This window comes from Xanthobacter autotrophicus ATCC 700552 (assembly GCF_043194565.1).
GTDB classification, from domain to species: Bacteria; Pseudomonadota; Alphaproteobacteria; order Rhizobiales; family Xanthobacteraceae; genus Xanthobacter; species Xanthobacter autotrophicus_F.
The window spans coordinates 1-26342 of sequence record NZ_JBAFVS010000035.1 but is presented as its reverse complement, the minus strand read 5'-3'; the positions used below and the strand labels follow the sequence as shown (position 1 = coordinate 26342).

Genomic DNA, 26342 nt, shown 5'->3' with positions numbered 1-26342 from the left:
CATCCCTAATCTCCTGTGAAGTGCTCAATTACGTAGGCGTCGCCGTCGAGGCCCGTGACGCGGATGATGTCCTCGACGCGGCGTTTGCTACCGCGCCCGGCGATGAAGACGATGATGTCTACGGCCTCCGCGATCAGCGCGCGCGGCACGGTGACGACGACTTCTTGTATGAGCTGCTCCAGCCGGGTGAGCGCTCCCTGCGCCGAGCCCGCATGCAATGTCGCGATGCCGCCGGGGTGCCCGGTTCCCCACGCCTTCAGGAGATCCAGCGCTTCGGCGCCGCGCACCTCGCCAACAACGATGCGATCCGGGCGAAGCCGCAAGGTGGAACGCACCAGATCGGCGGTGGAGACGGCATGGGCTTTTGTCCGGAGAGCCACATGGTCGTCGGCGATACATTGCAGCTCGATCGTGTCCTCGAGCACCAGGACGCGATCGCCGGTTGCCGCGATCTCCTGGAGGAGGGCGTTGGCGAGGGTGGTCTTTCCCGTCGATGTTCCACCGGCAATGATGATGTTCCGCCGATCGAGGACGGAGTTCTTTAGAAACTCTCCCTGCACCTCGGTCATGATGCCGTTGGCGACATATCGGGCCAGCGGTATGACGCCGGCGGCGCGCTTGCGGATGGCGAAGATCGGCGCGACGGCGATGGGCGGTAGGACGCCTTCGAACCTTTCACCCGTTTCCGGCAACTCGGCGGAGAGAATCGGATGCTCGCGGTTGACCTCGAGACCGACATGGTTCGCCACGACCTTGATGATGCGGGCGGCATCCTCCGGGGAGAGGATGGCGCCCGTGGGCTCACGGCCCGAGCCGAGCCTGTCAATCCAAAGCTTTCCGTCGGGATTGAGCATGACTTCCACGACGTCCGGATCGTCGAGCGCGGCGATGATCGCCGGCCCCATGGCGCTGCGCAGCATGCGGATCTGGCGATCGCTGACGATCCGGGACGGGGAGCGCGGCCTATCCATCATGCGGCGCCGCCTCGGCATCGTGGTCTTCCGATCCAGCGGACCCCTGATCCTCGTTGTCATCGGCCAGGCCGAAGAAGCGACCTTCATCAGGGAAGATTTCTTCATGGACCTGCCGAACGAGGCTGCCGCCACGCTGCAGGTGCCGCCCGAGTTGGTCGACGAATTGGTTGAAGCGTAGGCGCCCCTGTGCGCGAGCCGCCTTCTGATGCGCCTCGGGAAGCGGAGCTGAAACCGACAACGTGTAGCGGATGAACAACGCCAAGGCCTCGATCAGGATGGTCTGGTCGCGTTCCAGCCGGCCGAACTGGTTCGACAGTCGGTCGAGGCGTGAGGCCAGCGCCGCCTCTCGCCGGTCGGCACCATCGGGAGAGAGATAGGAAGAAAGCGCGGCCGCGACGATCGCCGATTTCGTTTCACCTTTGAGGGCTGCAAGCTGATGCAGCCGCTTGGCGTGGTCGGGCTCGATGAAGATGTTGAGACGGGACTTGCTCATAGCGCGATCCCGTCATCGGGATCGAGCGAGGCCAGACGCGCCACGCGTCGGAACTGTCGGTCCGGTTTGGGGAGCTTACCGTCGCGTGTGGCGGGGTTATCGGTCTCGTCGTCGAGGACGGACAGATCGTCATTGCGGCCATCATGCACACGTATGACTTCGGCCTCGTCGAGCTCCGGTACGAGCTGATGTCCGCCTTCTACGGGCACGGCCGATGCCTGTGCGCCCGTAGAGGCGGGGATAGAAAATTTCGATCGCGGAAGGCCGGTCCAATCGTCCGTTCGCGCAGCCGGCCGATCAGCATATCCATCGTCTGAGAGGATCGGTGCCGGCAGCACGCGCGAAGTGAAATTGCTGTCGGTGAAATATCGGATCTTGGTGGCCTTGGCCGGTGGATGGCCGGAGACCATGATGACTTCTTGGGTGTCGGGAAGCTGCATGACCTCGCCGGGCGTCAGGAGCGGGCGGGCCGTCTCTTGCCGAGACACCATGAGGTGCCCCAGCCAGGGTGACAGGCGATGGCCCGCATAGTTGCGCTGGGCGCGAAGTTCCGTCGCCGTGCCGAGCGCGTCCGAAATGCGTTTGGCTGTGCGTTCGTCGTTGGTCGCGAAGGCGATTCGAACGTGGCAGTTGTCGAGGATGGAATTGTTCGGGCCGTAGGCCTTTTCGATTTGGTTGAGGCTCTGCGCGATGAGGAAGGAACGCAGGCCATAGCCGGCCATGAAGGCCAAGGCGCTCTCGAAGAAGTCCAGCCGGCCGAGCGCTGGAAACTCATCGAGCATGAGAAGCAGCTTGTGCTTGCGGGCGATGCCGTCCGAGCCGTCGAGGCTTTCTGTCAGCCGGCGGCCGATCTGGTTGAGGATCAAGCGAATGAGCGGTTTGGTGCGCGAAATGTCCGAAGGCGGCACGACCAGATAAAGCGAGACCGGATGATCAGCCGCGATCAGGTCGGCGATGCGCCAATCGCAGCACGATGTGACGGTCGCGACCGTCGGATCGCGATAGAGGCCGAGGAACGACATGGCGGTCGAGAGCACGCCGGAGCGCTCGTTCTCGCTCTTGTTCAACACCTCGCGCGCGGCGCTGGCAACGACTGGATGCGGGCCTGGCTCCCCGAGATGCGCCGTGGTCATCATGGACCACAAGGCCTTCTCGAAGGGGTGGGCCGGATCGGAGAGAAAGTTGGCCACACCGCGGAGCGTTTTGTCCTCTTCGGCGTAGAGGACATGCAAGATGGCGCCGACTAGAAGCGAATGGCTGGTCTTTTCCCAGTGATTGCGCCGCTCCAACGCGCCTTCGGGATCCACCAATATGTCCGCAATGTTCTGGACGTCGCGGACCTCGTGAACGCCTCTGCGGACTTCCAAGAGAGGATTATAGGCGGCGCTCCTCGGGTCGGTCGGGTTGAACAGGAGGCAATGGGAGAACTGCGCGCGCCAGCCGGCGGTCAGCGTCCAATTTTCCCCCTTGATGTCATGGATCACGGCAGAGTGCGGCCATGACAGCAGCGTCGGCACAACGAGCCCAACGCCCTTGCCGCTTCTCGTCGGCGCAAACGCCATGATGTGTTCGGGGCCGGCATGGCGCAGATAGGTGCTGGCCATGAGCCCGAGAAAGACGCCGGCGGGCTTCGTCAGGCCCGCCGCCGCGATGTCCGTCTTATCGGCCCAGCGGGCGGAGCCATAGGTGGTGACGAGCTTCGATTGCCGGGCTCGCCAGACGGAACCGATGATGGCGGACAGAGCGGCAATGACGCCGCTGCCTCCAGCAACCGTACCCCCCGTTTGGAAAATGTCCGGAGCATAGGCATCGTAAACATACCACCACTCGAACAACCGCCAAGGGTAGTAGACTGGTAAGTTGTCGATTAAGAACCAGGGTTCTCCAAGGCGTCGCTGGAAGCCGAGCTCAAAGGCCACCCACTGCGTGGCGGCCCAGGTGCCGGCAAGCGCGATGCCGAACACCACCAGCATCTGACCGATCAACACCTTCGTCGGTGTCATTCCCGCTCCTGCAACAGCCGCAGTTTTCGGCCGTGCGAACGACCGACAAGGCATAAGGCTTGTTGCTTGAAGGGGTTAAGTCAAAGACCATTCTTGCGCGCGACAGCGGCAACTATGATCTAAGTACGATCCGACATCACTCCTTACCATTTCTTACTACTGCTGGCAATTTGGTATTGCGGCAATGGGTCACGTAAACCGCCAGAAATATCTGGGCACCAAGACGCGTCAGAGATAAACAGCATACAGCGGCGCAATACAGTACCTGCATTCTACTTTTAGTATGCCCAGAACGCGTCTACGCTGATAGCGATTGGTGCAGCGCACCAAAATGGAGTGACGCAAGCGGGTATATACACCACTTAGCTTAGAGGCCATGTCGACATTCCCAACTTCGCATTGGCTCATGCGATCGATCAGGGTCCCGCGCTTCTGATCGACGTCATTGGCACTTTCGGCAAGAATTGAAAGCGCCAATGACGATAAAGTTGAGCTGTTCTCAATCCCACGCTTGGTCAGGCAGCCAACGCCAGCTTTGCTCCGTCGCTCGTCATCTTGGAGCTGATGTTGAACCACGCATTTGGAGAATCGGGATCGATCTGCTGGACCTTGAAGCCAAGGGTTAAGGCGGCTGCGATCAGCATTCCATTCGCGACATAACCACGCGAATGCCGCGAATCCCCGAAACGCTCAGCCTGATGTTTCAGACCATAACTAGAAGATTTGCGGTTGATCGTCTTACGTTTGCTGAATTGCGATAGAAAACGGCATGCTTGGATGAACTCATCGGCGGCGTGATCGCCCAGCATTGACGCTCGGTCTGCCATGAACTCGGCCCGGCGCTCCTCAGGGGTCTTTGAACGGCCGCGATAAACATTGTAGCCGAATTGAGTGAGGAGCGGTTCCAGCGCCATCGCATGTCGAATGCCGACCTTGGCCAAAGTGCGTGCGAGCCGTCCAGGTTCGGAATCGAAACCGTGCTCCTGCAGATACCCCAGGAAGGCTCCTTCGTTGGTGGAAACCTCGGCTGAGCCATTCGCGAGTCTCGCCCTCATGGCGGCATTGGTGTTCCACCCGAGGCCCCGAGCAAGAGCCTCGATCCTATGCGACGATTTCACCTCCGGCAGAGTTGCACGCAGCTCTGCCTTCATGTCCTCGACATCGTTTGCGGTGATTTCCAATCTCATCATCAAGTCCTCGGTTGCGGGCTCGAGCAGTTCGCCGATTACGCAGCCAGCCCAATCCGCAAGGATCGATGAGAGGTGGCATGAGGATCAATATTTAGGCCGTTTGACCCGGCGAAAGGTCGAAGGTGGCGAGCCCACATCGAAGATGGTCGTCGCGTGGCTCGGCGTCAAGGTTGACGTCAGATTCCCAGACCCTTGTGCCGCCCGAATTCCCACGAGACGCTATTGCCACGAACAACCCCAGCGACCGTCTGGCCAAGGCGCTTTTCCAGCACCGGACGCCACGGCACGAGGCTGAATCCCACGCCGTCGTCCAGCATGGCAAAGCGACCACTGGCGAGCATGATGGAGCGGCGATAGATGCCACTTACGTGTTCTCCGTCGCGCACGGCACGATGATGCAGGCCGGTCTCCTCTACGATCTTTCTGGCAGCGGTTTCGACTTCCCGATCGCGCAGCGTGGCGAGCAGATTCCGGACGAGCAACACACGCTGCCCACGCCGCTCGGCCAGGCCCTGATCGACGAGGAAGTTCTCCCGCTCTCGCATGGCCTCTCGAACGCTGGCGCCGAATCCGGTCTGCGCGAGTGCGGAGGTGTCGCCAAAGCGCTGCCGGTCGAGCCAAGTCGCACCAATCGCACGCGTCTGGCGATCAAGCGGCAGATGCGACCGAAGCTCGACGTCGACACCACCAAGGCCACGGGCATCATGAGCTTTACCGCGCTCGGCGAGGTCGACTGGCACACGCCAGACGCCATCTTCCATACGGTCGACAATCCCGACCCGGCGAAGGGCTTCGAGTCGACGGACGTGTGCGGCGACGAAGCTCTCCGGATCGTATCCTGGCTTGGCTTCGGCGCGCTCCACCGCAAGATGGTGTTTGGCGCGGTAGACGCCGTCAACAGCGAGGCTGGCGATGGTCCTGTCCGCCCCGCGTTCCACTACCGCGCGCGTCTCAACGATGCCGCCGATCGGAAGGGCCTCCAGATCGGCGCTCACCGAAAGCGGAACATAGTGTGCCCGGCCATCGATCCCGTCGACAACGAGATAGGCGCGATCATAGAGTTCATCAGCCAGTCCCTTGTCGACGATGCGACCGATGACGGGCGTTTGTGATGACATCGCATCGAGCACGATCAGCTCACGCTTCTCGCCGGACATGACGCGCTGCATGGTACGGATGATGTCGCCGCGCTCGCCCATGCCACGCAACGCGGTTTCGGCGTCGTCGTGCAGCGCCCAGACGTAACCGCCAGTGCGGTCGGCAAGGCCCATCTCGACAAGCCGCTGCAGCCGACCGATCATCATCGTGCGTCGGAAGCGAGCCTGGGCGTCGGCGGGTTCGCTAAGCAGGTCGATGACACCCGCCTCCGCCTCATGCTGGATCATCCGGTCGATGCCGGTCCAGCGCTCCTGCTCGACCTCACGCGACATGGAGTTGCGGATTTCCATCTCAGTGCGGGGACCGAGCCATTCGGTTGCCAGTTCGCGGGCACGGTTGCGCATGCCGTCGGCGATGTAATCGCGGGCGATGACCAGATCCGATCCGTCGTCTTGGCGACCGCGCAGCACGATATGAGTGTGAGGATTGTCGGTGTTCCAGTGATCGACCGCCACCCAGTCGAGCTTGGTTCCTAGATCGGCTTCCATGCGGCCCATGAGATCGCGAGTGAAGGCTTTCAGATCGCCAAGATCGACCGCATCTTCCGGCGAGACAATGAAGCGAAACTGATGTCGGTCCTCGCGGCCGCGCTGTTCGAAGGCGGTAGTATCGGCCTTGTCCGTGCCGGGACCATAGGCGTGGGCCTTGCTGCCATCCTTGGTCACGCCGTCGCGCTCGATATAGCGCAGATGGGTGATGGTCGAGCGCGCGCCGGCCTTCTCCAACTTGACCAAGCGGGTCTTGATGACCACGCGGCGAGAACTGCCGCACAGGGACTGACCAGCGAACTTCGCGGCGACGTGGCCGCGGCCGAGACGGGCGCCGGAACGCACCTGCCCGGAACTGAACGACCGGCCGCTTGTCGATCCGGAATGGGAAACGGCCTTAAGAACGCGCGCGGTGAACTTCGGTGTCCTTGCTCGACCACGCGATTTTGGTGGCGAGACCCTTGGCCGGAAGCGGTTGTCGTCACGATCTGGCATGATGGCGGTCCCGCCAATCCTGTACAAGCCCATGCGATGAAGCACGCGAAAGCTCACGCATAAACAATGGCTTGATGATTCTATAGGCACGCGGGCTCATCCGCCGCGTGCCGCCCCAACCGACGTGCAGACAAGAACTTCGGGACAGGCGCGTGCCGTCCCCTTTTATCTTGCCCTGCGTCTTCAGCGCTCCGAATCCGTGCTTCATCGTGGCTATGGGATCACTTCTGCTGCACGTCGGAGCTGTCGCTGTCGTTCGGCTCGACGTATTCGACGCGTGGCTTGACGGTCACAAAGAGCGCGTCAGCAGATGGTCGAGAGGGGAGTGAACCGACGGTGGATTTCTTCCGCGCATCGACCGCGAACAGTGGTGCTTCCGGACCACGGTTTGTGTGCGTCTCCGAACCCGCGAAGAGGCTCGGAGCCGGGCTGCCGATGATCGATGCGAGCTTGTCGAGATAAGCACGCGTCTCATCAGGAAGCGGCACACCGAGGAGTTTGTGTTCCTCATAGCGCGCCGGCCCCGCATTGTAAGCGGCGAGGAACCCCGGCGCCCCGTAGCGATCGTACATCTCGCGCAGATAGGCAGCACCAGCAGTGATATTGTCATACGGATCGAAGGGGTCGTCGCCGAGCCCGTATCGGCTGCGCATCGTCTCCCAGGTGGCGGGCATGATCTGCATCAGGCCGATCGCACCTTTCGCCGACACCACGCGCGTTTCGCCGTCACTTTCGACACCCATGACGGAGCGTATCCACTGCTCCGGAATGTCGAAACGCTGTGCCACTTCGGTGATCTGCGCAGCCCACGGATCGGCCGATAGTTGATGGTTCGCGGGCGGTTTCTTAGGCGGCGGTGAGGACGCAGGTTCTGCTCGGGCCACCACGCCGGAAATCATCATCAGCGTACAGGTGACGATCGCTTGCATGACGCGCCGTAGAGGCGAGCGCGACGACGTTTTGCACCATGCTCCCTGTCCGAGCGCCGACAGCCTGCCACCGTCCTCGCTTCGGTCAAGGGCGAGGCGTTGCCGGCCGCAAAGCGACCGCCCCTGACCTTCACTGCGCGCGGTGGCTGTCTGGCCAGCGATCGGGTCGGAGGGATGACCCCGTTTCCCATCGATCAGAGGGATAAGGGTCAATCCCAGTTCGCGCGACCCACACATGACATCAGGTCCGCTCATCACGCTTCGATGGGCGTGTCCAGAGCAGGTTCCAAATCGCGTTGTCGATTTCCGACTGAAACAGGTGAGCGCGGATCGGCTGGGTGAAGGACGGATCGTCTATGGCGAGCGACAGGTAATCACCGGCTCTCTCGCCGGTGCGCTTCCAACCAGCACCGGTTTCGATATCGTCGGTGGTGAAGATGCGATAGTGCGGCGCATTCTCGGCGTCCGCATTTTCAGCCGGCCTGATGACCAACTCGGTGTCGAGCGTCAGCGTCCGGATACGGCCGGTGAAGCCGTCCTTCGTCTTCTCGAAAGTCCCAATCTGCGGCATGGCACACTCCTTCTGGGGTCGGACACGAGCCGCCTATGGCTCGTCGGGAACCGGCTCTGAAGCCGGATCAATGTCGCCGTCGTTGGTCCAGATCGGAACCGCGCGACCGACGATGGAAGAGAGGGGAAGCGGGCCAAAATACCGACTGTCAAATGAGTCCGGCACGTCCCAGTTCATGAGGAAAACGGCGTCGCTCGCGACGACGCGGCAGCCCTGCCAGACAGGCAGTGGTCGGCCACGATTGTCACGCTCACGAGCCGCCCCGTAGCGCCAGCCGTAAGCGATAATGTCTAAGCCCTCGCGGCATACGGTCTGGCCCGCGAGCGCGAGCACGCGCTTCAAGAGCGGCACGCCGCGCGGAAGATAGCCGCGGGCGTCGAGAAAGCCGGCCAGCGGTTCCGGCGGCCTGACAATGGCGAGGTCCGTGACCGCGATCCGGTCTGCCGGCTCGATGCGATAGAGGCCGACCGGCACACTTGCCGACGCGTTCCAGATGAAGCGCGGCGTATGCCCAGACCAGACGGGTGCTGCGATCAGCAGCACACCGCAGGCCGTCATCATCAAAAAGAGGCTACGTATCGTCATGACAGCAGCTCCCGGCGACGGAGCCAAGCGTCATGCTGTTCTTGGGAATAGGTGCGCGGTGTCTCGTGCACCCAGAGCCTGTTGTGGACCTGCTGCCAATATTCCGGCGCGGCGTCAGCGGGAGCGACGCCGAGAGCTTCGACGGTGTCGACCGCCTTCAAGGCGCGCTCGACCTGACTCCATCCGGCGACAAAGAGCAGTATTTTCGCGCCGGGACGCACATAGGGCCATATGCAGCACGTTTCACCCGGCGCAACCGCGCGCATGATGGCGAGATGGGAGAGGGTCGTGCCATAAGCGTTCGCCTCCCAGCGCAATAGCGCGAACGTGCTGCCCGGAGTGAACATCGCGAGGCGTCTGCGGCGATCGATCTGGCGCTCGCATACCGGGTTGCCGAAGCGCAGCCGGACATTGATGCGGTCGCGCTGGAAGACGACCAGGACGCTGGTGTAGCGGCGCGTGGTCATGCGTCTGCTCCGCCTTCGGGAAAGCGCGTTTCGAGCAGCGCGCGGATCATCTCGGCGACGGTGACGCCTTGCCTGAAGGCGGCAACCTTGACGCGGCCGCGCAGTTCCGGCGTCACGTCGATGGTAAGGCGCGCGGTGTAGATCTCGGCCTTCGCTGCCGAAGCCGGCGACGATGCCTGAACGGCCACCTCGACGCCGTTGCCCTGCTGCACCCAGGCATCGGCCGTCGGCGCGGCGGGTTTCGTGCCGAAGGTGACGTGCTTGCCGCTCATGCGCTGCCTCCCATGATCTCGGCAGCGAGCGCGGTGATCTCCTGAGCGGCCGCGCCGCCGGGCTCCAGTTCGCGGGCCAGGCGGCCAGTGGCGACGCTCTCGGCGAAGACGACGCGCTGGCCGATGTCGGCGGTGAGCGCGGGCAAGCCCTCCGGCAACGCCGCGCGCACGTCGCGGCCGATGATCGTGCCGACGATGCGGCGGTTGACGACGAAGGCGGCGCGGAGCTGCGGCTTGAACAGCCGCGCCTCGCCGACAAGCGCTACGATCTCGGCACTCGCCCAGACGTCATAGGGCGACGGCTGGACCGGGATCAGCACCAGGTCGGCGGCGAGGATTGAGGAACGCGCCAGCGCGGTCACGCGTGGCGGGCCGTCGATGACGACGTGATCAGCGCCGCGGGCGATGTCGGGAACTTCCGCATGCAGCGTCTCGCGGGGCAGCCCGAGAACGCCGAACAGGCGCGGTAGGCCGCTCTCCGCGCGCCGCTGCGACCAGTCAAGCACCGAGCCTTGCGGATCGGCGTCGACGACGGTGACACGCGCGCCAGCGACCGCCAGCTCACCAGCGAGATGGGTGGCGAGCGTGGTCTTGCCGACGCCGCCCTTCTGGTTGAGGAGCGCCACGATCACGACGCGCCCTCCAGGCTGGCACGGGCGTCATGTCCGGGTATCAGTCGCCCTTGGGGGCATGCTGGTGCGATAGGCTGCGCGACGACCGTATGGGATTGCCCATAGGCGTACTTATTCGTATCACTTAAGTTATAATTGCCTTTCGTCTGTTTATATTGGTCATTGTTATCAACAACGTCGCCAGATAAATAAAGAAAGTTAGATTCCATATTAGAGAAGTTAGGGAGACGAATTTGAAAAGCGCTACAATTACTTAACGAATATTCGTGCCTTTGATAGCACGATAGTCGTGCCCCCGATAGCACGAGTCCGAATGCCTTCGATAGCACGAGACTATTCACAGCCTTTCCACAGCCTCCCTTGAAAAAGCGGACAGAAGCGGCGTGGCCGGCGCGAAGACGAGCAGTTCGCGGCCGTCGTCGAGCCGGTCGATGCGCAGCCGATAGCCAGGCAAGGGCTGGCGGCGCACGATGTCGCGCAAATCGCAGGCGAAGTTCGAGAAGCGCGAGAGGCTGCCGGACTTGGCGTGGAGATGATGAAAATCGAAGCTCCAGCCGCCGGGCTGGCGGCCTCCATGCTTGCGCACCAGCCGGTAAAGCCAGCGTTCGATGCCACCGAACAGATCGAAATAGTTCCGGTCGATCGTCAGGATCAGGGCGTTGTCGAGAACGCCTTCGTAGAACCAGTCCGGCACGATCAGCTCGATGCCGAGCGTCCGGCCTTTGGCATCGAGCCTTTCCTTCCATTCGTTGATCCAGGAAAAGCGATGTCGGCGCCTCTCGGAGGGCTGGCGGATCGACGTGGCGACGGTGGTGGCTTGCAGGCGATCGAGCGCGGCCTTGAGGCGCTGATAGTCGCGGACGGAGGTGCCGCGGCCGATAAAGGTCAGGATTTCATAGGGGGTTGTTGCCATCAGCCGCGAGGTGCGCAGGCCGAGGTCACGGGCGTCGACGATCTGCGAAGCGGCCCAGATCAGGATGTCGGCGTCCCATATGGTGGCCAGGCCGAACTCGGCCGGGGCCTCGACATGGATGCGGACGTCACCGGCCTCGAATTTGATCGGCTGGACGCGCTTCGACTTGGCGAGGGAGAAGAAGGGATAGGCCATGAGATCCTGCGAGTCGCGGGTCGCCATGTCGCCGGGGCGCGATCGGAACAGTTCGAGCTGGTCGCGCTCGGATATGTGTCTGCGCGCCGCCATGCGTTGCCGTCAGCGGGCTTGGGCGTAGCGGGGATCGGAGGTGGTGTCGCAGGCGCGCGCCTCGATCCAGGTTTCGAGGTCGTCGATCGCATAGACGACGCGGGAGCCGAGCTTGCGGAACTTCGGTCCGCCGCCGATGACGCGCTTCTTGTTCAGCGTGTGCGGCGAGAGCTTGAGATAGGCGGCCGCTTCCTCATTGGTGAGGTAGCGGCTGGCCGGTTTGGATTCGGGACGATCCATGAAGCTGCCTCCGTCTCAGGCTGGCCGAGCGAAGCCCGGTCCAGCGGTTGGGAGGCAGCTTGGGGAAAGCCTATCCTGCTGCGTATGGAGAATCCTGGCCGGCCGGCTTTCTCCCTCACGGGGCGGCGGCGGGCATGGAATACTCGCCGGCCCGACGCGCGGTCGCGCCCCAGAGGAAACGGCGATAGCCGCCGTTCATGAGGGCCCGGCCACGGTGGACGAGATAGCGGACCCTGGCGCGCAGCTCGCTGTCACCATGCCATGTCTCCTTTACGATGCGTGCGCCGAAGATCGCGATGGCGATCTCGCGCTCGCTGGCTCCGGCGAGATGACCGTCGAGGGCCTGCAAGGACTGCATGGTGATGATCGGCTCGGGCGAGCCACGCCGGCCGGCAAGTCCGGCTGGGCGGGTGGTGATCACGGCCAGTAGCTCCTTGGCCTCGCGCAAGCGGGCATCGGCCCGGTCGTCCGGTGCGATCGCGAAGGTGAAGGGCATGGTGGCGTCAAGCGTGCCGGCAATATGGACATGCCAGGAGCGGCCGCGCCGGGTGAGCTTCAGCGCGAGGCGGCCGCCGTCATGGCCGATCGCCTTGCGGCCGGGAAAGGTCCAGAGGTCGAAGACCGGTGCGACAGTCTCCGGGTCTTCGTCCGGCACGATCTGCAGGGCGATGTCTGGATCAGGCCGCCAGAACGGCAGCGCGTCGCGCGCGTCGTGTTTGGGGTTCTCGAAGAAATCGCAACCCCCAATTCTGCGCATGTGCGCTCAACGATGGACGCCGTTTCGTGCCAAAGCGGCGCCAGTCGTTCCGATAGCCGGGATTGCGCCGCAGGTGCTCCCAGGCGACGGCCGGACGGTCGAGAAAGAGGATGTAGAGATAGGCGGCGTTGGCCATCCAGTCTTGCGTGTGGGGCATGTTTCCTCCGTGTGTTTCGGAAAGCTTCTGTTTTCAAGAGCACGCGCCGTGTCCCCCAAAATGAGGCGGCTAAAGTTAAGGTGTCGTGCATCGTCGGGAGAGGTTGATTGCAGGTGGCCTTTGTTCGGATAGTTAAGGCCGTTCCAGCTATGACTTTGCGAGCCGGGCGGAGCCCGGCGAGCCGCGGCCGTGCTGTCGAGGCGCGGCCGCGCCGCCGACCTGGATTTACGGATCGGCGGAAAATTCCGGATACGGAAAGCCGCGCGGTCGATGGGCCGACCGCGCAGCATCTGCGGCTATACGGCTTTCTCCAGTAGGGTCTTTGCTTTCGCTTCCAGTTCGAGGCGGCTATCCTGATGCGCCTTGGCGCGGGCATGCGCCGTCATGCCCTGGACGAAATCGAAGATGCTTTCGGGCGGGCGGCCTTCCTCCTGCAAGACCGTCTCGATGATCTTGCCGGTCTCGGCCTTGCTGAAACCGCGCTTGCGCAGGAAGCTCTCGCGGTCCTCGTCCGTACGGGCGACGATCTTCTCCCGGGCCGCCTTGATCCCGGCGACGAATGGCGCGGGCGAGGAATGGGCGAAGCTCGTCAGCGCGGGCGCCGCTTCATGGGCGAAGCGCTGCGCCGCAAACTTGCTGTGCCGGATAGTGATTTCCTCGAAATTCTCGCAGCCCCAAAGGTTGCGGTTCATGCAAACCGCGCGGAGATAGAAGCTCGCGATGCCGAGGGTCTTCGATCCGACTTCGCTGTTCCACGCATAGAAGCCACGAAAATATAAATCGGGCTCTCCGTTGGGCAGGCGTCCCGCCTCGATGGGGTGGGTGTCGTCCACGAGGAACAGGAACACGTCGCGGTCGCTGGCATAGAGCGTGGTCGTGTCCTTGGTCACGTCCACGAAGGGGTTGTGCGTCATGGTTTCCCAATCCAGCACCCCCGGCACCTTCCACATGGTATCGCCCGTTCCGTTGCCGGCGATCTTCATCACGGCGGCGACAAGCTCATGGTCCCAGATGCGGCCATAGTCCGGACCGGTCACGGCGCGAAGCTCGATGCGGCCGTCTTCCGCCTCCAGCGTCTTCACAAGCTCGGCGCGGTGCGACAGCAAGCCATGCTGCAGGTTGATGCCGGCAAGAGGCGCGGGAAGCTGGCGCATATAGCTGGCCGGTGCGCCGACAAGGCTGCAAAGCTGTCCGAAAGACCAATGCGTCGGGGCAACGGGCTGATCCTGTCCGGGAACAATGAGCGAAAGCCGCTCGGCATCCTCCCGGCTCGCCTCCACGCGCACGGCGCGGCTTTCCACGGTGCGGGCCTTGGCGCGATCCGCGCGCGCCTTCACGGCGGCGTAAAGCTCGGTAAGCGACAGGAAGCGCTCGTCGTCGGGACGGGAAAACCATTCCGACGAAACCCGGCCGATCCGCTCGCCGCGTGAGATGTCCACGCGGAAGCCGCTTTCAACGGGCTGGCCGTTCTGGCTGGTGCTGATGATGTTCATGGTCGTTGCTCCTTTTCCCGTAAATGCCGAAGGCATGTCCCCCGACATGCCTTCCGGGGGCGCGTGAGCGCGCGGGGATGGAGGGGCAAATGCCGGCGCGCGGAGCCGGGCTGTCCGGCCGAGCGGGGTGGGTGCCCATGATGTGGGAAGGATGATCGTCATGACCGCCTTGCGAGGCGGCGGCCCTGCTCTGCAACAGGCGGCATTTGCGGGGAGCAAGGGGAAAGTCCCCCTTGGCTCCCCCGAGGATCGGCAAGGCTCCGGCCGCTGCCGATCAGGACAAAGGGAGCGCAGCTCGCCATACTCGATGCTGGCTGTGGGAACCGTCGTCAGCCCCGGCCGATGGTCGTCCGCCTCTCGCAATCGTCGCGGAGACGGGTTATATAGATCGAAATTCAATATCGAAATCGGACCTGATTTTGATGCCGTTATGCGAGGACGAGGCCATGCAGCGCGTGGAAGCCGAAATCGCCGTGAGCGTCTCCGACCTGAAGAAGAATCCGACTGCCATCGTCGACGGCGCGCGGGGCAGCGCGGTCGCGATCCTGAACCACAACCGGGTCATGGCCTATATGGTGCCGGCCGATACCTATGAGGCGATGATGGACGCGCTCGACGATCAGGCGCTGGTCGAAATCGCCAAGGCGCGCGCGAACGAGAAGGGCGTGCCGGTCAGCCTCGATGACCTATAGGCTGGAATTCCTGCCCTCCGCACGCAAGGAATGGGACAAGCTCGGCGCGACGCTGCGCGAGCAGTTCAAGAAAAAGCTGACGGAGCGCGTGAGCCAACCGCATGTGCATGCCGACGCGCTGCGCGGCATGCCGGATCATTACAAGATCAAGCTGCGCTCGGCCGGTTATCGGCTGGTCTATCGCGTCGAGGATGAAAGGGTCACGGTGGTCGTCGTCGCCGTGGGGAAGCGCGAGCGTTCCGAGGTATATGAGGCGGCGAAGAAGCGCCGTTAGGACGCTTCACAGCCGATCAGGGCAAAGGGAGCACGGCTCGCCGTATCTCCTTCGGGCGGCGGCGGACATGAACATGGCGAAGCCCCTCTTGCGCGGGGCTCCCTTTGTGGTGGCCGGCGTCACTCGGCGGCGCGGCGCGACCAGATGAGGGCGAACTCACCCTCAGTCTCCGTCTCGACCAGGCTCGCATAGATCGGAGCCGGGAATGACGGATCGTCCAGCTTGACGGAGTGGTAGTCGCGGCCCTCGCGCGAGGTCTTCTTCCACGCCGCCCCGAACTCGGTGACACCGGAGAAGATGCGGAAGTCCGGCCCCTTCTCGTTGTCGCCTTCGGCGGGGACGAATTCGACTGCCTTGACGTTGAGGCTCAGGGTCTTGACCGCGCCCTTGAAGCCCTTGGCGGTGGTGGTGAAAGTGCCGATGGTGGCCATTACGGTGGTTCCTTCTGCTGACCGGGCCGCGCCCATCGCGGCCTCGATGGGGGGTCGGCAGACCGGGGACGATCGGCCCGCAACATCCGGCGAGGACTTTTTCGCTTCGCGGTGCAAAGCCGGCCCTGGCCGGCGGCGGGAAAAAGCCGCAGGCGGCGTGTTGCGGGTTCAAGATCGAGGTGACGCCCGCGTCGCCGGTCTTCGGTCAGACCCCTGCCTATCGAGGACGAGATGGACGTGGCATGAGACTGGTGGACAGGAGGAACCGCCCGATAGCTGCAATCGGAACGACGCTTTCACCGCCACCGCCAAGGGCGTCTCGGAGAGGGCCGACAGACCCTCAGCATCACCGGCGGGGCGAAGTGATCGGTTCTCCCTGACGATCTGCTGGCGACAATGAGAACGGGCTGAACCCTCTCCGCTCCTTGCCTGCCACCGAGTTCGGAGCGGCGTGCAAGAAACGACACTGTCCTCGCGTGGGGCGGTGGCTGCCTCGCCTCCTCAAGCGCCCGGACGATGCGGGCTTTCCCGATCCGTTCGATGCAATGCGGGCACCGTCGAGACCGGCATCGGGGGGCAGGATCGTCCTCATCTGGTCCCGCCGCCGCCGAGTGACGCTGGCCGCCACAAGGGGGAGCCCCGCGAAAGCGGAGGGCTTTACCGTGGGAATGCCCGCCGCCGCTGTCCCGCGCGTCAGGGATCGTTACCGGAGGCGAAGACCCACAAGGGGCTTCGGAAGCCGCCGCAGGAGGCGCGTAGAGCCCGGCCCGAAGGGCGACGCCTAGCATCTCAGAAATATGGGGAGTGAGAATCTGCCAGCGTTGGAATAATTGCACTGATGGTCGATCATAACGTCTTGCGCTTCGCTTTGTGCTTCGACGCAATTGCAGATACTTCGCGGATGACGTCATGAGGATCGAAGCCGATCGTTTCCGCAAGCTCAAGGAACTCGACGACATCGATACGACGGCCGCCGGATTCGATGGCGGCAACGACGGACTGGTATCGGCCGAGCGCTTCGGCCAGATCGGACTGGCTCATGCCGGCTTCCCGGCGCTTGTCGACGATGAGCTGAACCAGACGCATATGCCTTGGCGAGCGAAGCGTTTTTTGCATATGCCCTGCCGGTCATTGACGAAACCGGCAGATCAATTAAACCGAAATACAGATAACCAGAAAATCTGGTTGACTTTGGCGCAGCGGATTCCGGCATGGATTCTCGATTGTTGGCGGACCGACATCCAGCGCTAGGCCGGCTTTATCGCGTCTGGCTTGCGCGCGGTGAAGGCGCGGCCATGCCGCTGGCCGGGAACATCACCGAGCGTCTGGCCGATCTGGATGACGTGATCGTGGTGATCCGGCGCCCGGCCGCATCGGATGAGACACTGAGGATCGAGCGCAGCGGCAAGGATGTCGACCGGCTCTATGGAGTTGCTTTGGCCGGCGAGCCGGTCGGCCGGCTCACGCCGTCGAGCGCGGATGCGGACAATGAGGCGGCCATCGTTCTCGCATCCGGGTGCACGCTGATGATGGAAGACCAGGCGCAGCTTTCGGGTGGATCTGTGCGCGTGGTCCGGCTCTATCTGCCGTTTGCCGACGAAGCTGGTGCTGTGGCGGGCGTTGTGGTCGGCATCGTCAAAGCCGCCTGAAATCCGCAAAAGCGGATTTCAGGAAACGGAGCGATCATCATTGCGACCGTCCGGCAACCGCGTAGCCGGCGAGCAGCATTACGTTGCCGGCCCGTCCGCACTGATCGGGGCATCCAACTTCTTCGAGCTGGCCGTTGCTGCCGCCATCAGCTTCTTCGGGCTCCATTCGGGAGCAGCGCTCGCCACCGTCGTCGGCGTGCTGATCGAGGTGCCGGTGATGCTCACCGTCGTCTGGATCGTGAACTGCCGTTCGATGATGGCAAGGTGGCGTTCGGTCTCGACGCGCGCCGCCTCCATACGGGCCAGCCTCGCCCGCTGCTCGCTATCGGTTCTCATGGTGGGGTTTCCTGCGGTCATGGGGTCGAGGTCTCCGGCCGCGCCGCGACGGCGCGGCCGGAAAATTCTCGATGCTGTCGAGAGGCTGGCCGGAGCCGCTGGCGGCGGCTCCGGCCGTTGGTTCACTCGGCGGCGTGGTCGAACGATGCGCCGTCCTCGGCCGCGCTGGCGGCGTGGTGACCGGCGGTCGGCGCCTCCATGACCACTCCGGCGTCCGCTTCCGGTTCATCCAGCCATGCCGGCCGCTCGGTGCGCAGGAGCGGCGGGAGCCAGCCGGTAGCAGCGACAAGCTGCTCGGCGGCTTCTGCCATGGGCTGCTTCTTCATGCCGGCGATCCGGTCGGCGGCCTCGTCGCTGACGGCTTCCCGCACGGCGGCGACAATGTGCGCCTTGGTCACGCGGCCGAAATAGGTCCGCGCCGTGGGCGTCCAATGGGCCGTCATGTCGATGGCAAGCCCCGTTGCCAACCTGTCAGCGGTCTCATGGGCGCGCGGCTTCCGCTCCCAAGGCTGCTTCACCGCATTGACGGTGAGTGAAGCGCAATGGGCGAACAGCGCCAGCACGCTCGCCTGATCCAGTGCGGCGACGAAGCCCCACAGGTCCGCCACGTCGCGCGGCATGTCGGATGCCCATCCGGCATGACGATCCGCCAGCGCCTTCGCCGGAGCGGTATCCTCGATGCCGTCCGCGTGCCCGGTGAGGGTGCTGCTCGTCGGCCGGATTTCGAGGCAGGCGGCTTCCGCGCCGCGATAGAAAGTCTGCGCGGCCAGGGCATGGGTAACGGCGATCAAGGCCATGTCCGGCTGCTCGCCGAGAGCGAGGCGCAGGCCGAGCGTGCGGTGGGCCGTGAGGTCTCGCACGAGAAGGTCGGACAGCGGCTTGCCCGCATCCCCGGCTTCCTCGTCCTCGGCGTCGAGCACAGAAACGGGGTTCCCGTCCCCGTCATCTGCGCCGTCCTTGATGAACCCGGTGATCCCGCCATCCTCGTTGAGGCGAACGCCCACTGCGGCTTCTTCCGGCTCCCAATTCTCGTCCTCGGGGTGGATGAAGCCGCGCTCAATGCGGGCAGTGCCGTCATGCGACAGCACGACCAACACACCTCCGCGCGCGATGCCGTCCGGGTCATAGATGTGCCGGAACGCGTCTATGCGCTCCATGTCCGCTTCAAGCACCCCGAACCGCTCGTCCGCCTCCGGGGGAAGCTCCTCTGCGCCGTCCCATTCCTCCGACAGCCGGTTGTATTCCTCCTGCACAGCGGCATAGGCGGCGGCATCTTCCTCGGAAAGCTCCACCGGCTGCGGATAGGCGCGGCGCAGGCCGTGGGCATGGGGATAGTCGATGTGGACCGAGACCCACTTCCAGCCTTCCGCCTGAACCTCGGCGCCGATCCGCTCCAGCTTCCCGGTGACGAGCCGGTCCAGCAGCGCGGCATCCTCGTAGAAGCCGCCGCGATCCTCCGTGAACAGGTCGCGCAGGATGGTGCCGCCCGCCTCGGTGTATTCCTCCGGGCCGACGAAGATCGCCCGGCGATCCGTTGCCGGAATGTGTGCCTTGGTGAGGTCGCGGCGGATGATCCACGGCTCGCGGTTGTAGGAGAGGTTCGCAAAAACCTGCTCCTGCCGCCCGTGATCCTCGGTGATGGCGAAGGCCATCAACTGGTCGAGGTTCAAGCCGCCGTCGCGATACACCTGCAACAGCTTGGGGTTGACAGCGCCGAGCCGCAGGCGCTGGCGCACCACATGCGCCGTCACGCCGAAGCGGGCGGCGATCTCCTCCGCTCCCCACCCGCGATTTTCCGCAAGCTCGCGGAACGCCTCGAACTGGTCGGCCGGATGCATCGCCTCGCGGGTGACGTTCTCGTCAAGGCTGATCTCGTGCGGGTCGTTCGCCGTGTCGATGACGCAGCGCACCAGCGCAGTCTTCTCGATCTCCCTGCGCTTCACGCGGAGAAGCTGGGCGAGCCTGCGGCCTTCGCCCACCGTCACGAAATAGCTGCCGGTAGACTCTCCCACCGCATTAAGCTCGGGCTCCACCACGAGGTTTTGCAGCATGCCCTTCACGGCGATGCTGGCGGCCAGCGCCTCGATGGTCGCTTCGCAGTGCGGGGTCTTCCGCGCATTGCGGGGCGACTTCTTCAACTTGTTGAGCGGAAGGAAAACCGTCGCGCCGCTCGCGGCCACGGCCTCCGCCTCCGCCTCCGGTGCGGGTAGCGCGCCGGCGATTTCCGTCGCCGCCTCCCCGACGCTGCGGGCTTCCGCGTCCGCAACCTGATCTGCCATCGTCTCGGTGACAGCCTTCGCCTTCTTTGATGTCCTAGCCATTGTTCCGATCCTTTCTCCGTCAATGCCGAAGGCATGTCCCTCGACATGCCTTCCGGGGGCGCGTGAGCGCGCGGGAGTGAGGGGGGCCAATGCCGGCGAGCGGAGTTGTGCTGCGCGGCGAGCGAGACGGATCGGTTTCGTTCAGATGGTAATTGCTGTGCGCCGCCTTGCGAGCGGGCGGCCCCGCTCTGCCGCAGGCGGCGTTGGCGGGGGAGCGAGGGGAAAGTCTCCTCGCTCCCCGTATCAGGCTGTAGGATTGGAATCGAGACGAAATGTATTGACATTGTAATGGCAAATCTTCAATGTCCGGCTCCTGAAATGGGAGCGTTCCGATGGTGCAATCAGCCCGCTCGGAGAGTGGCCGCAAACGTGATGCTGCTCGGAAAGATGATCTCATCCAGATCCGCGCCTCGGCGGGGACGAAGGCGATCCTAAGTCGGGCCGCGAGCTTGCGCGGACAGAAGCTGTCGGAATTCATGCTGGACAGCGCCCGTCGGGAAGCGGAGGAAGCCATTCTCGACCAGCGCAGCTTCTTTCTTGATGATGCGGCGCATGTGGCCTTCCTCGCGCTGCTCGATGCTCCGGCCAAGCCGGCCGAGGAACTTCGTACGCGGATGAAGCGCAAGCCCGTCTGGGAGCGTTGATGCCTGCCGGCAAAGGAGAGGGAAGCCAACAGCGGCCCCAAGGACTACGCGTTCGTCCTCCGGAACGGCTGACCGGCGATCACGATGTCGGGGCGTTCCGAAACGGCAGGCATCCGTCTCTCGATGACTGGCTGCGGGATCGAGCCCTTGCCAGCGAAGGGATGTCGGCGCGAACCTATGTGGTTTGCGACAGGGATACCCCGAAGCGCGTCGCCGGCTATTATGCCATCTCGACTGCCATGGAAGAGCGGATTGCCCTGCCGAGCGCCAAGCTGCGCCGGGGTATGCCGGAGCAAATTCCCTTGCTGTTGATCGGTCGTCTGGCAGCCGATCAAGCGTATCAGGGAATGGGGCTTGGCACCGATCTGCTCGCAGATGCGCTACGGCGCTGCCTGGCCGCCTCCGAGATCGCCGGCGTTCGAGCCATCGTGGCTCACGCGATCGACGATGCGGCCGTGAGCTTTTACCAGCGGCACGGATTTATTCTCTCCCCGCTCGGCGAACGGACCATGCTGATGCCGATCGAGACGGTAAGGGGACTATTTTCCGACGCGTGACCCTTTACGCATCACCTATCGTGCCGATGCGTATCCGCACCGAGAAGGCCGGGCGATCATCGCATGCGTCATGGACCACCCAACTCGTTGTCCTGAATGTATGACGGATTGAAATCCTTCAGGGCATCGAGCGGGTCTATGTTGGGCCCCCAGATTCTCCGTCGCTCATCCTCGGCTAACGCCCAGAATTGCTCCAACGCTGCCGTGTTGGCGAAATAAGGCCATAATCCGGGATCGCCCATGATGCGGGCGAGAGCCTTGCGCGCCACAAATTCGATGACGGCTTCCTTCTTGACGAGCTCGAGTCGAGCTTCGCGATCAAACTCCTCAAGGTAAAGGTGCTCTCGTAGGTGCTCCACCTTGCTCCGTACATCGTAGATCTCGCCCATCAGCACATGATGGCGTGACCCGACAAACAGCTCAGTACGGCTCTTGAACTGTTTCGATCCATAACCCGGCTGCGTCACGATCAGGCCATCAATGCAGCGGGTGAACTGGTGGATCCGGTCGAGCAGCTCTCGTTGCGCCTTCGTTTCCACGAAGAGATGTCGAATCCGGTTCAGGCGCCAGCGTCCCCCGGGCACGTCGGTCGCATTGAAGGCGACCAAGTGCTCCCCAAGCTGCGCGGCGGCCTTAAGACTGGCCCCGGAAATGGAGGGATAGGGGACGATCATGCCAGGAGGCGGGAAATCCAATTCGCTGTGCTCGAAAATGCCAATCTCCCCACCCTCGCGGGCACCCGTGAGCAAATTGGGCTTGTGTGCCGGGGAAAAGAGGCAGGTCATGAGGAGGCCGACATAGAAGGACCAGACCCGACTTTGGAGTATTTGGTTCTCAGCATCGAGCACCGCTGCCTTCTTGGATTTCATGGTGCTCAATAAGAACAAGTTGCAACCGCTGATCTCCTCACAACGGACGCTCCCGAGCCATTCCTGCCACAGTGGTGGCACCTGAAAATTCGCGTCGGTCAGAAACGACAGGTTCGGCGTCATAGCTCCCCGCGTGACGCCATCTTCCAAATTCACGCTCAAGCCGATAAGCGCATATTTTTCGTCGTGGCCGAGCCAATCCTGCTTCGATCGCTCATTCATTGGCGCTTCCACGGTCTCGGTTTCTCTGCAGATGCGCTCGACACTGGGGTTTGCATGGGTGCGCTATGCATCTCATAGAGAAACACGCCGAGCGCGACCGCCGTATTGACGGCGAGGCGCGCGACCGAGGTAGGGGGCTGGGGAGCGTCAGGCACATGTCCGTGGCCCGATCCTAATTGACCGCGAAGTTCCGCGACGCCTTGCGTAATGCTAGAGAGCCCACTCAGCGTTTGTCTGAGGGTATCGCCCGTTTGCGAGGACACTGATAGGTTCAACACCTCACGGGTCGCCTTCACCAACTGTGGCAGTGTTTCGGAACCGCGCGGCGGCGTTCCGCGCGCCGTGAGAATGCCCTTACAAATGGACTCGACGAATTCCTTGGCTGAACCAATCGCCAAAGATGGATCGGCCTCGATCGCCGTCTCCATGCGGGTGATGAGCACCGAAATGTGCTCCGAGGACAATTCATCGGCAACTTTCCGGGCGGCGGCCACTTGCGCCATACCACCTAGGCGCCGTCGCGCCGCATAAATCGGCTTTCCGGAAACGTAGGTGTTCGGCACGAGTTCGAACCCGTTCACCTGAAGATGCCGATTGATGATTCCCAGCAGCTCGCCGACCACCTGAGCATCGGACTGGACAATTGGGTGCAACATCTCGCACAGAAAGGTGAGGAGAATTTCATCCTGGCACCGTAGAAGGTCAAGCCGCACATCGTCGTAGACCCAGTCATTGGTCCAGTCCTGAAAGCGTTCCCGATGCATCCAGATATCACCGGCCATATGTGGCTGGCGGTGGTCATCCGAGGGAAGCGTCTTCAGATCGAAGATGCGGCCGAGAAAGTCAGATTCGGCAAGCCGCCCCGACCAAGGCGCGTTGCGCAGGCGCAATTCGTCAAACAGGTTGCGCCGGGTGACTTCGGAAATGGTCCGACTGGTCATCGTTGGTCATAAGCCGAGGTGGCAGTTGCGCGGCATCGCGCCTGAATGCGCGAGGAATCAGACTAGGTCAGCCACCGCAACCGGCGGAAGCCCCGATAGCATGCGCCGCCTTCGTGTGGCGGATCGGCAGCGCGCCCCACGGCGCATTGCTGATGGACGAGCCGGCGGACGTCGGGGGCTCGCGCCCAAAGCGGCGGCAGACTATTCACCTTCCTGAATAAGAAAGGCGATCCAAATTGGACGCGGCCTCGCCCATATTCTTAGTTCGCGAGCCATCGCACGTTCCGTGAATCCTTGACCGGAATAAGATACCTAAAGCGCGGGGGCTATCTGGCGGTATCGCCTCGCTGTCGCGTATCTCTCACTTTTCCGGCCAATGCGTTGGCAATCTTCTTGGTCACCCGATCGGCAGCTCTCTTGGAAGGATCGTTCTGAACGTGAGCATAAATCGCAGTTGAGCGTGGGTTTGCATGGCCGAGGATTGCTCCCGTTAGCGCCAAGGCCTCGCCCGAAGAGACCGCGGTCGACCCCATGGTATGCCGTAGTGTGTGGGGCGTTACGCCCGGCAATGTCGCCTTCTGGATCACCTTCGGCCACAGCCGCTTTGTACCCTGGTAGTGGCTATCGCCGAGTTCGGCTGGAAATACGAAGGAGGCCTCGGGGTCACGATCGACCGCATGAAGGAGTGAGATGGCTGAAGCGCCAAGGGGACGAATGGATTTACCCGTCTTGCTGTCGGCTAGGATCAGCAAGCCCCGCTCGAAATCGACCTCTGACCAACGCAGACCAGCGATCTCATCCCGGCGGCACCCGGTGAGCGCCCACAGGCGAGCAATCGCGATGGCCTTCGGATTTGCTCCCTCGGCCTCCAGGGCATCAAAAGCGGCCCCAAGTTTAGCTACCTCTTCCAGCGTCAGGAAACGCTCCCGCCGGTTGTCGGTCTTCCGGACGGAGGCCTTCTCCACCGGGTTCACGGTCATGATGCCGCGGCGATTCGCAAAGCTGAAGACGGCCGACAGATCCCGCACAACCTTTCGGGCAGCGCCATCACCGCCGCGAACAATGATGCGTTTGCGAGGCCCAGTTTTCTCATCCCGCGCGGTCTTGCCCGCCGCAACGTCGCGGACGAATCTCTCGATTTCGCCAGTTCCAATTTCCGACACTCGTTTGTGGCCGAGCAAGGGCCCTACATGATGCCGAAGTCGAGCGAGAGTGTAGGCCTTTGTCCTCTCCTTCATCGGCTCGCCCTGGCGCTGGCCCCGTTGGATAAAGCAGCCCTCTTCCTCATAGAGATCGATGAGCTTGGTCATCGTGATTTCGCGCCGCTTCTTGCCTCGCTCGTTGGCTGGGTCGTCACCCTTCGCCGCGGCACCAAGGATCGTCTTGGCCTGCTTTCTCGCTTCGTCAACGGTCAGCGTCCCATAACGTCCGATGGTCACGAAGCGACGAGGAGCGGAGCGCCCTCCATCATCGGCTCGATAACGCACGACGAATGTCTTCGTCCCGCTTGCCTCTACCCGAAGCGCGAACCCCGCTAATTTGCTATCGCAGACGTGATATCGCTCACCACTAGGCTGGGCGGCGTCGACCGCACGTTTAGTCAATAGAACACTGGACGATCGATCCATCTCGGGCCATCCATGTGGACATCGTTCGGAAATGGTGTCCACATGGTGTCCACCGCGATGGGAAAACCCATACCACGACGAACAGCTAAATATCAACAAATAATTGATTTACAATAGTAATTTACGATACGAGACAACTAAGGAAAACCCAGTCAAAGCCATCTCACAACCTTGCCAAGGTTGGGGTCGTGGGTTCGAATCCCATCGCCCGCTCCAAATTTTCATAAGAAAATCAGATAGTTAGCAAGCGCCCTTCGGGGCGTTTTCTGCTTAGATTTGCCCGCGAATGCGACATTCTGAGCAGAATCTATGCTCCCGGAAGAAAATTCCCGGATGCCATGGCGTGCGTTCGGCAGCTTTATAAGCGGCGGCGCTGCACCGATGCGCTGCGCGTGGCGGCGCCTGGAACGGCCGCGATGCAAAGCCCGTCTGCAACTCTCGACGTAGCCGCAACTTTGAGTATCAATATCCAGAAGCTCTTCAACACGCCGGAGCCCGAATGGCTGCGCCGTTTTCCACCTCGATCGAATTGCGCCACCTGCGCTATTTCGTGGCCGCCGCCGAGCACGGAAGCTTCCGCAAGGCGGGGGTGGCTCTTGAGGTCAAGGAATCGTCCATCAGCCGGAGCGTGCGCGACCTCGAAGACGAGATCGGCGTGTCGCTGTTCATCCGGCACTCAAGTGGGGTGAACCTCACTCTGGCGGGGCAGCGCTTTCTGAACCGCACGCGTCAGGCACTCGATCAAATCCGCGAGGCAACGGCGGAAGCGGCTGCGCTCGGGCGGGCCGAGGAAGGCCACCTGAAAGTTGGCCTGTTCTCCAACCTGTCCTCCGGCTTTCTGCGCGACCTGTTCCAGACCTATGACAGCCGTTATGCGGGCGTTCACATCGACTTTGTCGAAGCGCCTGCCGAAAGTCACGCGGCCGCGATACGGCGGTTCGATCTCGACGCTGCATTCGTGTTGGGCCGGCAAAGCTGGCCGGACTGTGATGCGATTTCCTCGTGGAGCGAACCACTTCTGTTCGCGCTGCCGCAGCTTCATCCTCTGGTCCAGAGAGAGGTGCTGTCCTGGCGAGATCTCGCGGATGAGACCTTTCTGGTCCGAACCGAGGGCTCCGGCAATGAGGTGCGGGGCTTCCTTGAACGCAAATTCCGGGAGCTCGACATCTCGCCGCGCATCAGCACGCAGCAGCTTGCGCGCTACAGCCTTCTTGGTCTCGTCGCCACGGGGCGCGGGATTGTGCCGGTGCTGGAATCGGAGACGACAATCAGCCTGCCGGAGGTGGTGTACCGCCCGCTCGCTGGCGAGGTGATCCCGTTCTCGGTGATCTATTCGCCTCGGAACGACAACCCGGCGGTGCGCACCTTGCTCAGCCTCACACGGAAGATGGCCCAGGAGCGGGCCGCGACGCGCTGATGCTCGCAGCGCCGCCAGCCTCACGCCGCGCCTTGGCGAACTCGCGATCCGTGGCAATGAATCGCTCCAGCATGGGCACGATGAGCTTTACGGGATCCGGAGCAGGCTCGCCGGTTTCCCGCGCGAGCACCTCAGCGTAGGCGACAAGATCGCGGTGCAGCGCGCCGGGCAGCGAGAGCGCCACCTTTACCGGCTTGTCGTTGGCGATGGGTCCGAGCTTCAGCTTCGCCATGGTCAATACCTGTAGGGTTCGAGC

Annotated in this window: 29 protein-coding genes and 1 pseudogene; 7 read left to right on the top strand and 23 right to left on the bottom strand. The window is 62.9% G+C overall.

Annotated elements, in window-relative coordinates; all coding sequences use genetic code 11:
- Positions 1 to 5: 5 nt before the first annotated feature.
- The 16 genes from trbB to V5F48_RS23110 all read right to left on the bottom strand — a co-directional run bounded on the left by trbB (position 6) and on the right by V5F48_RS23110 (position 14105).
- Positions 6 to 974 carry a P-type conjugative transfer ATPase TrbB gene (gene trbB / locus V5F48_RS23185; protein WP_455722273.1) on the bottom strand — a complete coding sequence of 323 codons (969 nt, stop codon included), beginning with the start codon at positions 972 to 974 and terminating at the stop codon, positions 6 to 8.
- Entirely contained in the window at positions 964 to 1467 is a 504-nt protein-coding gene (locus V5F48_RS23180; RefSeq protein ID WP_394040395.1) for an Ada family protein, read from the bottom strand. The genes trbB and V5F48_RS23180 overlap by 11 nt, the downstream gene beginning before the upstream one ends.
- Entirely contained in the window at positions 1464 to 3470 is a 2007-nt protein-coding gene (locus V5F48_RS23175) for a conjugal transfer protein TraG (RefSeq protein WP_394040397.1), read from the bottom strand. The genes V5F48_RS23180 and V5F48_RS23175 overlap by 4 nt, the downstream gene beginning before the upstream one ends.
- Positions 3471 to 3985: 515 nt before the next feature.
- Positions 3986 to 4660, bottom strand: coding sequence for a hypothetical protein (locus V5F48_RS23170; protein WP_394040399.1), 675 nt, complete (start codon positions 4658 to 4660; stop codon positions 3986 to 3988).
- 176 nt (positions 4661 to 4836) lie between these two features.
- Positions 4837 to 6801: a DUF3363 domain-containing protein gene (locus V5F48_RS23165; RefSeq protein WP_394040401.1), complete on the bottom strand. Its 1965-nt coding sequence runs from the start codon at positions 6799 to 6801 to the stop codon at positions 4837 to 4839.
- Between the two features lie 221 nt (positions 6802 to 7022).
- On the bottom strand, positions 7023 to 7730 hold the full coding sequence (locus V5F48_RS23160; protein ID WP_394040403.1) for a lytic transglycosylase domain-containing protein: 708 nt from the start codon (positions 7728 to 7730) through the stop codon (positions 7023 to 7025).
- A gap of 241 nt (positions 7731 to 7971) precedes the next feature.
- On the bottom strand, positions 7972 to 8301 hold the full coding sequence (locus tag V5F48_RS23155) for a DUF736 domain-containing protein (protein WP_394040405.1): 330 nt from the start codon (positions 8299 to 8301) through the stop codon (positions 7972 to 7974).
- Positions 8302 to 8334: 33 nt separating this feature from the next.
- Positions 8335 to 8886, bottom strand: a complete 552-nt coding sequence (locus V5F48_RS23150; RefSeq protein ID WP_394040407.1) for a S26 family signal peptidase — start codon at positions 8884 to 8886, stop codon at positions 8335 to 8337.
- Positions 8883 to 9353, bottom strand: coding sequence for a DUF2840 domain-containing protein (locus V5F48_RS23145; protein WP_394040409.1), 471 nt, complete (start codon positions 9351 to 9353; stop codon positions 8883 to 8885). Before V5F48_RS23145 ends, V5F48_RS23150 begins: the two co-directional genes overlap by 4 nt.
- On the bottom strand, positions 9350 to 9625 hold the full coding sequence (locus V5F48_RS23140; protein ID WP_394040411.1) for a ribbon-helix-helix protein: 276 nt from the start codon (positions 9623 to 9625) through the stop codon (positions 9350 to 9352). Before V5F48_RS23140 ends, V5F48_RS23145 begins: the two co-directional genes overlap by 4 nt.
- Entirely contained in the window at positions 9622 to 10257 is a 636-nt protein-coding gene (gene parA / locus V5F48_RS23135; RefSeq protein ID WP_394040413.1) for a ParA family partition ATPase, read from the bottom strand. Before parA ends, V5F48_RS23140 begins: the two co-directional genes overlap by 4 nt.
- 337 nt (positions 10258 to 10594) lie before the next feature.
- On the bottom strand, positions 10595 to 11458 hold the full coding sequence (locus V5F48_RS23130; RefSeq protein WP_394108469.1) for a replication initiator protein A: 864 nt from the start codon (positions 11456 to 11458) through the stop codon (positions 10595 to 10597).
- Between the two features lie 9 nt (positions 11459 to 11467).
- Positions 11468 to 11698 (bottom strand): helix-turn-helix transcriptional regulator, encoded by a 231-nt coding sequence (locus V5F48_RS23125; RefSeq protein WP_394108470.1) that lies wholly within the window; start codon positions 11696 to 11698, stop codon positions 11468 to 11470.
- Between the two features lie 115 nt (positions 11699 to 11813).
- The gene (locus V5F48_RS23120) at positions 11814 to 12455 is read right to left on the bottom strand and encodes a DUF2285 domain-containing protein (RefSeq protein WP_394108471.1); all 642 of its coding nucleotides are present in this window, start codon (positions 12453 to 12455) and stop codon (positions 11814 to 11816) included.
- The gene (locus V5F48_RS23115; protein WP_366522853.1) at positions 12376 to 12591 is read right to left on the bottom strand and encodes a transcriptional regulator domain-containing protein; all 216 of its coding nucleotides are present in this window, start codon (positions 12589 to 12591) and stop codon (positions 12376 to 12378) included. The genes V5F48_RS23120 and V5F48_RS23115 overlap by 80 nt, the downstream gene beginning before the upstream one ends.
- 317 nt (positions 12592 to 12908) lie before the next feature.
- Positions 12909 to 14105, bottom strand: a complete 1197-nt coding sequence (locus tag V5F48_RS23110) for a DUF932 domain-containing protein (protein ID WP_394108473.1) — start codon at positions 14103 to 14105, stop codon at positions 12909 to 12911.
- Positions 14106 to 14551: 446 nt separating this feature from the next.
- On the opposite strand from V5F48_RS23110, the gene V5F48_RS23105 reads away from it, so the two are divergent.
- Both V5F48_RS23105 and V5F48_RS23100 read left to right on the top strand, forming a co-directional pair.
- Complete coding sequence (locus tag V5F48_RS23105; protein WP_110373169.1) at positions 14552 to 14797, top strand: type II toxin-antitoxin system Phd/YefM family antitoxin; 246 nt, start codon at positions 14552 to 14554, stop codon at positions 14795 to 14797.
- On the top strand, positions 14787 to 15071 hold the full coding sequence (locus V5F48_RS23100) for a type II toxin-antitoxin system RelE family toxin (RefSeq protein ID WP_394040417.1): 285 nt from the start codon (positions 14787 to 14789) through the stop codon (positions 15069 to 15071). Before V5F48_RS23105 ends, V5F48_RS23100 begins: the two co-directional genes overlap by 11 nt.
- A gap of 119 nt (positions 15072 to 15190) precedes the next feature.
- Here V5F48_RS23100 and V5F48_RS23095 read toward each other — a convergent pair whose 3' ends face one another.
- Entirely contained in the window at positions 15191 to 15502 is a 312-nt protein-coding gene (locus V5F48_RS23095) for a DUF736 domain-containing protein (protein WP_394040419.1), read from the bottom strand.
- An 846-nt stretch (positions 15503 to 16348) separates the two neighbouring features.
- Positions 16349 to 16543: a helix-turn-helix domain-containing protein gene (locus V5F48_RS23090; protein WP_394111400.1), complete on the bottom strand. Its 195-nt coding sequence runs from the start codon at positions 16541 to 16543 to the stop codon at positions 16349 to 16351.
- Positions 16544 to 16713: 170 nt separating this feature from the next.
- Between V5F48_RS23090 and V5F48_RS23085 the strand changes: the two genes are divergently transcribed.
- Positions 16714 to 17151 (top strand): PAS domain-containing protein, encoded by a 438-nt coding sequence (locus tag V5F48_RS23085; RefSeq protein WP_394040423.1) that lies wholly within the window; start codon positions 16714 to 16716, stop codon positions 17149 to 17151.
- A 55-nt stretch (positions 17152 to 17206) separates the two neighbouring features.
- Positions 17207 to 17452: pseudogene (locus tag V5F48_RS23080) on the top strand (arsenic resistance protein); the annotation flags it as partial.
- Positions 17453 to 17609: 157 nt separating this feature from the next.
- Here V5F48_RS23080 and V5F48_RS23075 read toward each other — a convergent pair.
- Positions 17610 to 19808, bottom strand: coding sequence for a ParB/RepB/Spo0J family partition protein (locus V5F48_RS23075; RefSeq protein WP_394040425.1), 2199 nt, complete (start codon positions 19806 to 19808; stop codon positions 17610 to 17612).
- Between the two features lie 332 nt (positions 19809 to 20140).
- On the opposite strand from V5F48_RS23075, the gene V5F48_RS23070 reads away from it, so the two are divergent.
- Positions 20141 to 20452: a type II toxin-antitoxin system TacA family antitoxin gene (locus V5F48_RS23070; RefSeq protein ID WP_394040427.1), complete on the top strand. Its 312-nt coding sequence runs from the start codon at positions 20141 to 20143 to the stop codon at positions 20450 to 20452.
- Positions 20452 to 21009 carry a GNAT family N-acetyltransferase gene (locus tag V5F48_RS23065; RefSeq protein WP_394040429.1) on the top strand — a complete coding sequence of 186 codons (558 nt, stop codon included), beginning with the start codon at positions 20452 to 20454 and terminating at the stop codon, positions 21007 to 21009. The genes V5F48_RS23070 and V5F48_RS23065 overlap by 1 nt, the downstream gene beginning before the upstream one ends.
- Before the next feature lie 68 nt (positions 21010 to 21077).
- On the opposite strand, the gene V5F48_RS23060 is transcribed toward V5F48_RS23065, so the two are convergent.
- The 3 genes from V5F48_RS23060 to V5F48_RS23050 form a co-directional block, all read right to left on the bottom strand.
- The gene (locus V5F48_RS23060) at positions 21078 to 22100 is read right to left on the bottom strand and encodes a hypothetical protein (RefSeq protein ID WP_394040431.1); all 1023 of its coding nucleotides are present in this window, start codon (positions 22098 to 22100) and stop codon (positions 21078 to 21080) included.
- On the bottom strand, positions 22097 to 23041 hold the full coding sequence (locus tag V5F48_RS23055; protein WP_394040433.1) for an abortive infection family protein: 945 nt from the start codon (positions 23039 to 23041) through the stop codon (positions 22097 to 22099). The genes V5F48_RS23060 and V5F48_RS23055 overlap by 4 nt, the downstream gene beginning before the upstream one ends.
- Before the next feature lie 326 nt (positions 23042 to 23367).
- Positions 23368 to 24669 (bottom strand): tyrosine-type recombinase/integrase, encoded by a 1302-nt coding sequence (locus V5F48_RS23050; RefSeq protein WP_394040435.1) that lies wholly within the window; start codon positions 24667 to 24669, stop codon positions 23368 to 23370.
- A gap of 499 nt (positions 24670 to 25168) precedes the next feature.
- Between V5F48_RS23050 and V5F48_RS23045 the strand changes: the two genes are divergently transcribed.
- The gene (locus V5F48_RS23045; protein ID WP_394260428.1) at positions 25169 to 26086 is read left to right on the top strand and encodes a LysR family transcriptional regulator; all 918 of its coding nucleotides are present in this window, start codon (positions 25169 to 25171) and stop codon (positions 26084 to 26086) included.
- On the opposite strand, the gene V5F48_RS23040 is transcribed toward V5F48_RS23045, so the two are convergent.
- Positions 26046 to 26318: a DUF2274 domain-containing protein gene (locus V5F48_RS23040; protein WP_394260430.1), complete on the bottom strand. Its 273-nt coding sequence runs from the start codon at positions 26316 to 26318 to the stop codon at positions 26046 to 26048. The two genes, V5F48_RS23045 and V5F48_RS23040, sit on opposite strands and share 41 nt — an antisense overlap.
- Between the last annotated feature and the right edge of the window lie 24 nt (positions 26319 to 26342).

Coding starts and splice junctions, on each gene's coding strand:
- V5F48_RS23075 (WP_394040425.1), bottom strand. CDS start 19,808: ATGGCTAGGACATCAAAGAAGGCGAAGGCTGTCACCGAGACGATGGCA.
- V5F48_RS23180 (WP_394040395.1), bottom strand. CDS start 1,467: ATGAGCAAGTCCCGTCTCAACATCTTCATCGAGCCCGACCACGCCAAG.
- V5F48_RS23170 (WP_394040399.1), bottom strand. CDS start 4,660: ATGATGAGATTGGAAATCACCGCAAACGATGTCGAGGACATGAAGGCA.
- V5F48_RS23070 (WP_394040427.1), top strand. CDS start 20,141: ATGGTGCAATCAGCCCGCTCGGAGAGTGGCCGCAAACGTGATGCTGCT.
- V5F48_RS23150 (WP_394040407.1), bottom strand. CDS start 8,886: ATGACGATACGTAGCCTCTTTTTGATGATGACGGCCTGCGGTGTGCTG.
- V5F48_RS23120 (WP_394108471.1), bottom strand. CDS start 12,455: ATGCGCAGAATTGGGGGTTGCGATTTCTTCGAGAACCCCAAACACGAC.
- V5F48_RS23100 (WP_394040417.1), top strand. CDS start 14,787: ATGACCTATAGGCTGGAATTCCTGCCCTCCGCACGCAAGGAATGGGAC.
- V5F48_RS23040 (WP_394260430.1), bottom strand. CDS start 26,318: ATGGCGAAGCTGAAGCTCGGACCCATCGCCAACGACAAGCCGGTAAAG.
- V5F48_RS23175 (WP_394040397.1), bottom strand. CDS start 3,470: ATGACACCGACGAAGGTGTTGATCGGTCAGATGCTGGTGGTGTTCGGC.
- V5F48_RS23105 (WP_110373169.1), top strand. CDS start 14,552: ATGCAGCGCGTGGAAGCCGAAATCGCCGTGAGCGTCTCCGACCTGAAG.
- V5F48_RS23085 (WP_394040423.1), top strand. CDS start 16,714: ATGGATTCTCGATTGTTGGCGGACCGACATCCAGCGCTAGGCCGGCTT.
- V5F48_RS23090 (WP_394111400.1), bottom strand. CDS start 16,543: ATGAGCCAGTCCGATCTGGCCGAAGCGCTCGGCCGATACCAGTCCGTC.
- V5F48_RS23115 (WP_366522853.1), bottom strand. CDS start 12,591: ATGGCCAACGCCGCCTATCTCTACATCCTCTTTCTCGACCGTCCGGCC.
- V5F48_RS23165 (WP_394040401.1), bottom strand. CDS start 6,801: ATGCCAGATCGTGACGACAACCGCTTCCGGCCAAGGGTCTCGCCACCA.
- V5F48_RS23050 (WP_394040435.1), bottom strand. CDS start 24,669: ATGGATCGATCGTCCAGTGTTCTATTGACTAAACGTGCGGTCGACGCC.
- V5F48_RS23125 (WP_394108470.1), bottom strand. CDS start 11,698: ATGGATCGTCCCGAATCCAAACCGGCCAGCCGCTACCTCACCAATGAG.
- V5F48_RS23065 (WP_394040429.1), top strand. CDS start 20,452: ATGCCTGCCGGCAAAGGAGAGGGAAGCCAACAGCGGCCCCAAGGACTA.
- V5F48_RS23145 (WP_394040409.1), bottom strand. CDS start 9,353: ATGACCACGCGCCGCTACACCAGCGTCCTGGTCGTCTTCCAGCGCGAC.
- V5F48_RS23140 (WP_394040411.1), bottom strand. CDS start 9,625: ATGAGCGGCAAGCACGTCACCTTCGGCACGAAACCCGCCGCGCCGACG.
- V5F48_RS23045 (WP_394260428.1), top strand. CDS start 25,169: ATGGCTGCGCCGTTTTCCACCTCGATCGAATTGCGCCACCTGCGCTAT.
- V5F48_RS23095 (WP_394040419.1), bottom strand. CDS start 15,502: ATGGCCACCATCGGCACTTTCACCACCACCGCCAAGGGCTTCAAGGGC.
- V5F48_RS23110 (WP_394108473.1), bottom strand. CDS start 14,105: ATGAACATCATCAGCACCAGCCAGAACGGCCAGCCCGTTGAAAGCGGC.
- V5F48_RS23160 (WP_394040403.1), bottom strand. CDS start 7,730: ATGCAAGCGATCGTCACCTGTACGCTGATGATGATTTCCGGCGTGGTG.
- V5F48_RS23155 (WP_394040405.1), bottom strand. CDS start 8,301: ATGCCGCAGATTGGGACTTTCGAGAAGACGAAGGACGGCTTCACCGGC.
- V5F48_RS23130 (WP_394108469.1), bottom strand. CDS start 11,458: ATGGCGGCGCGCAGACACATATCCGAGCGCGACCAGCTCGAACTGTTC.
- trbB (WP_455722273.1), bottom strand. CDS start 974: ATGATGGATAGGCCGCGCTCCCCGTCCCGGATCGTCAGCGATCGCCAG.
- V5F48_RS23055 (WP_394040433.1), bottom strand. CDS start 23,041: ATGACCAGTCGGACCATTTCCGAAGTCACCCGGCGCAACCTGTTTGAC.
- V5F48_RS23060 (WP_394040431.1), bottom strand. CDS start 22,100: ATGAATGAGCGATCGAAGCAGGATTGGCTCGGCCACGACGAAAAATAT.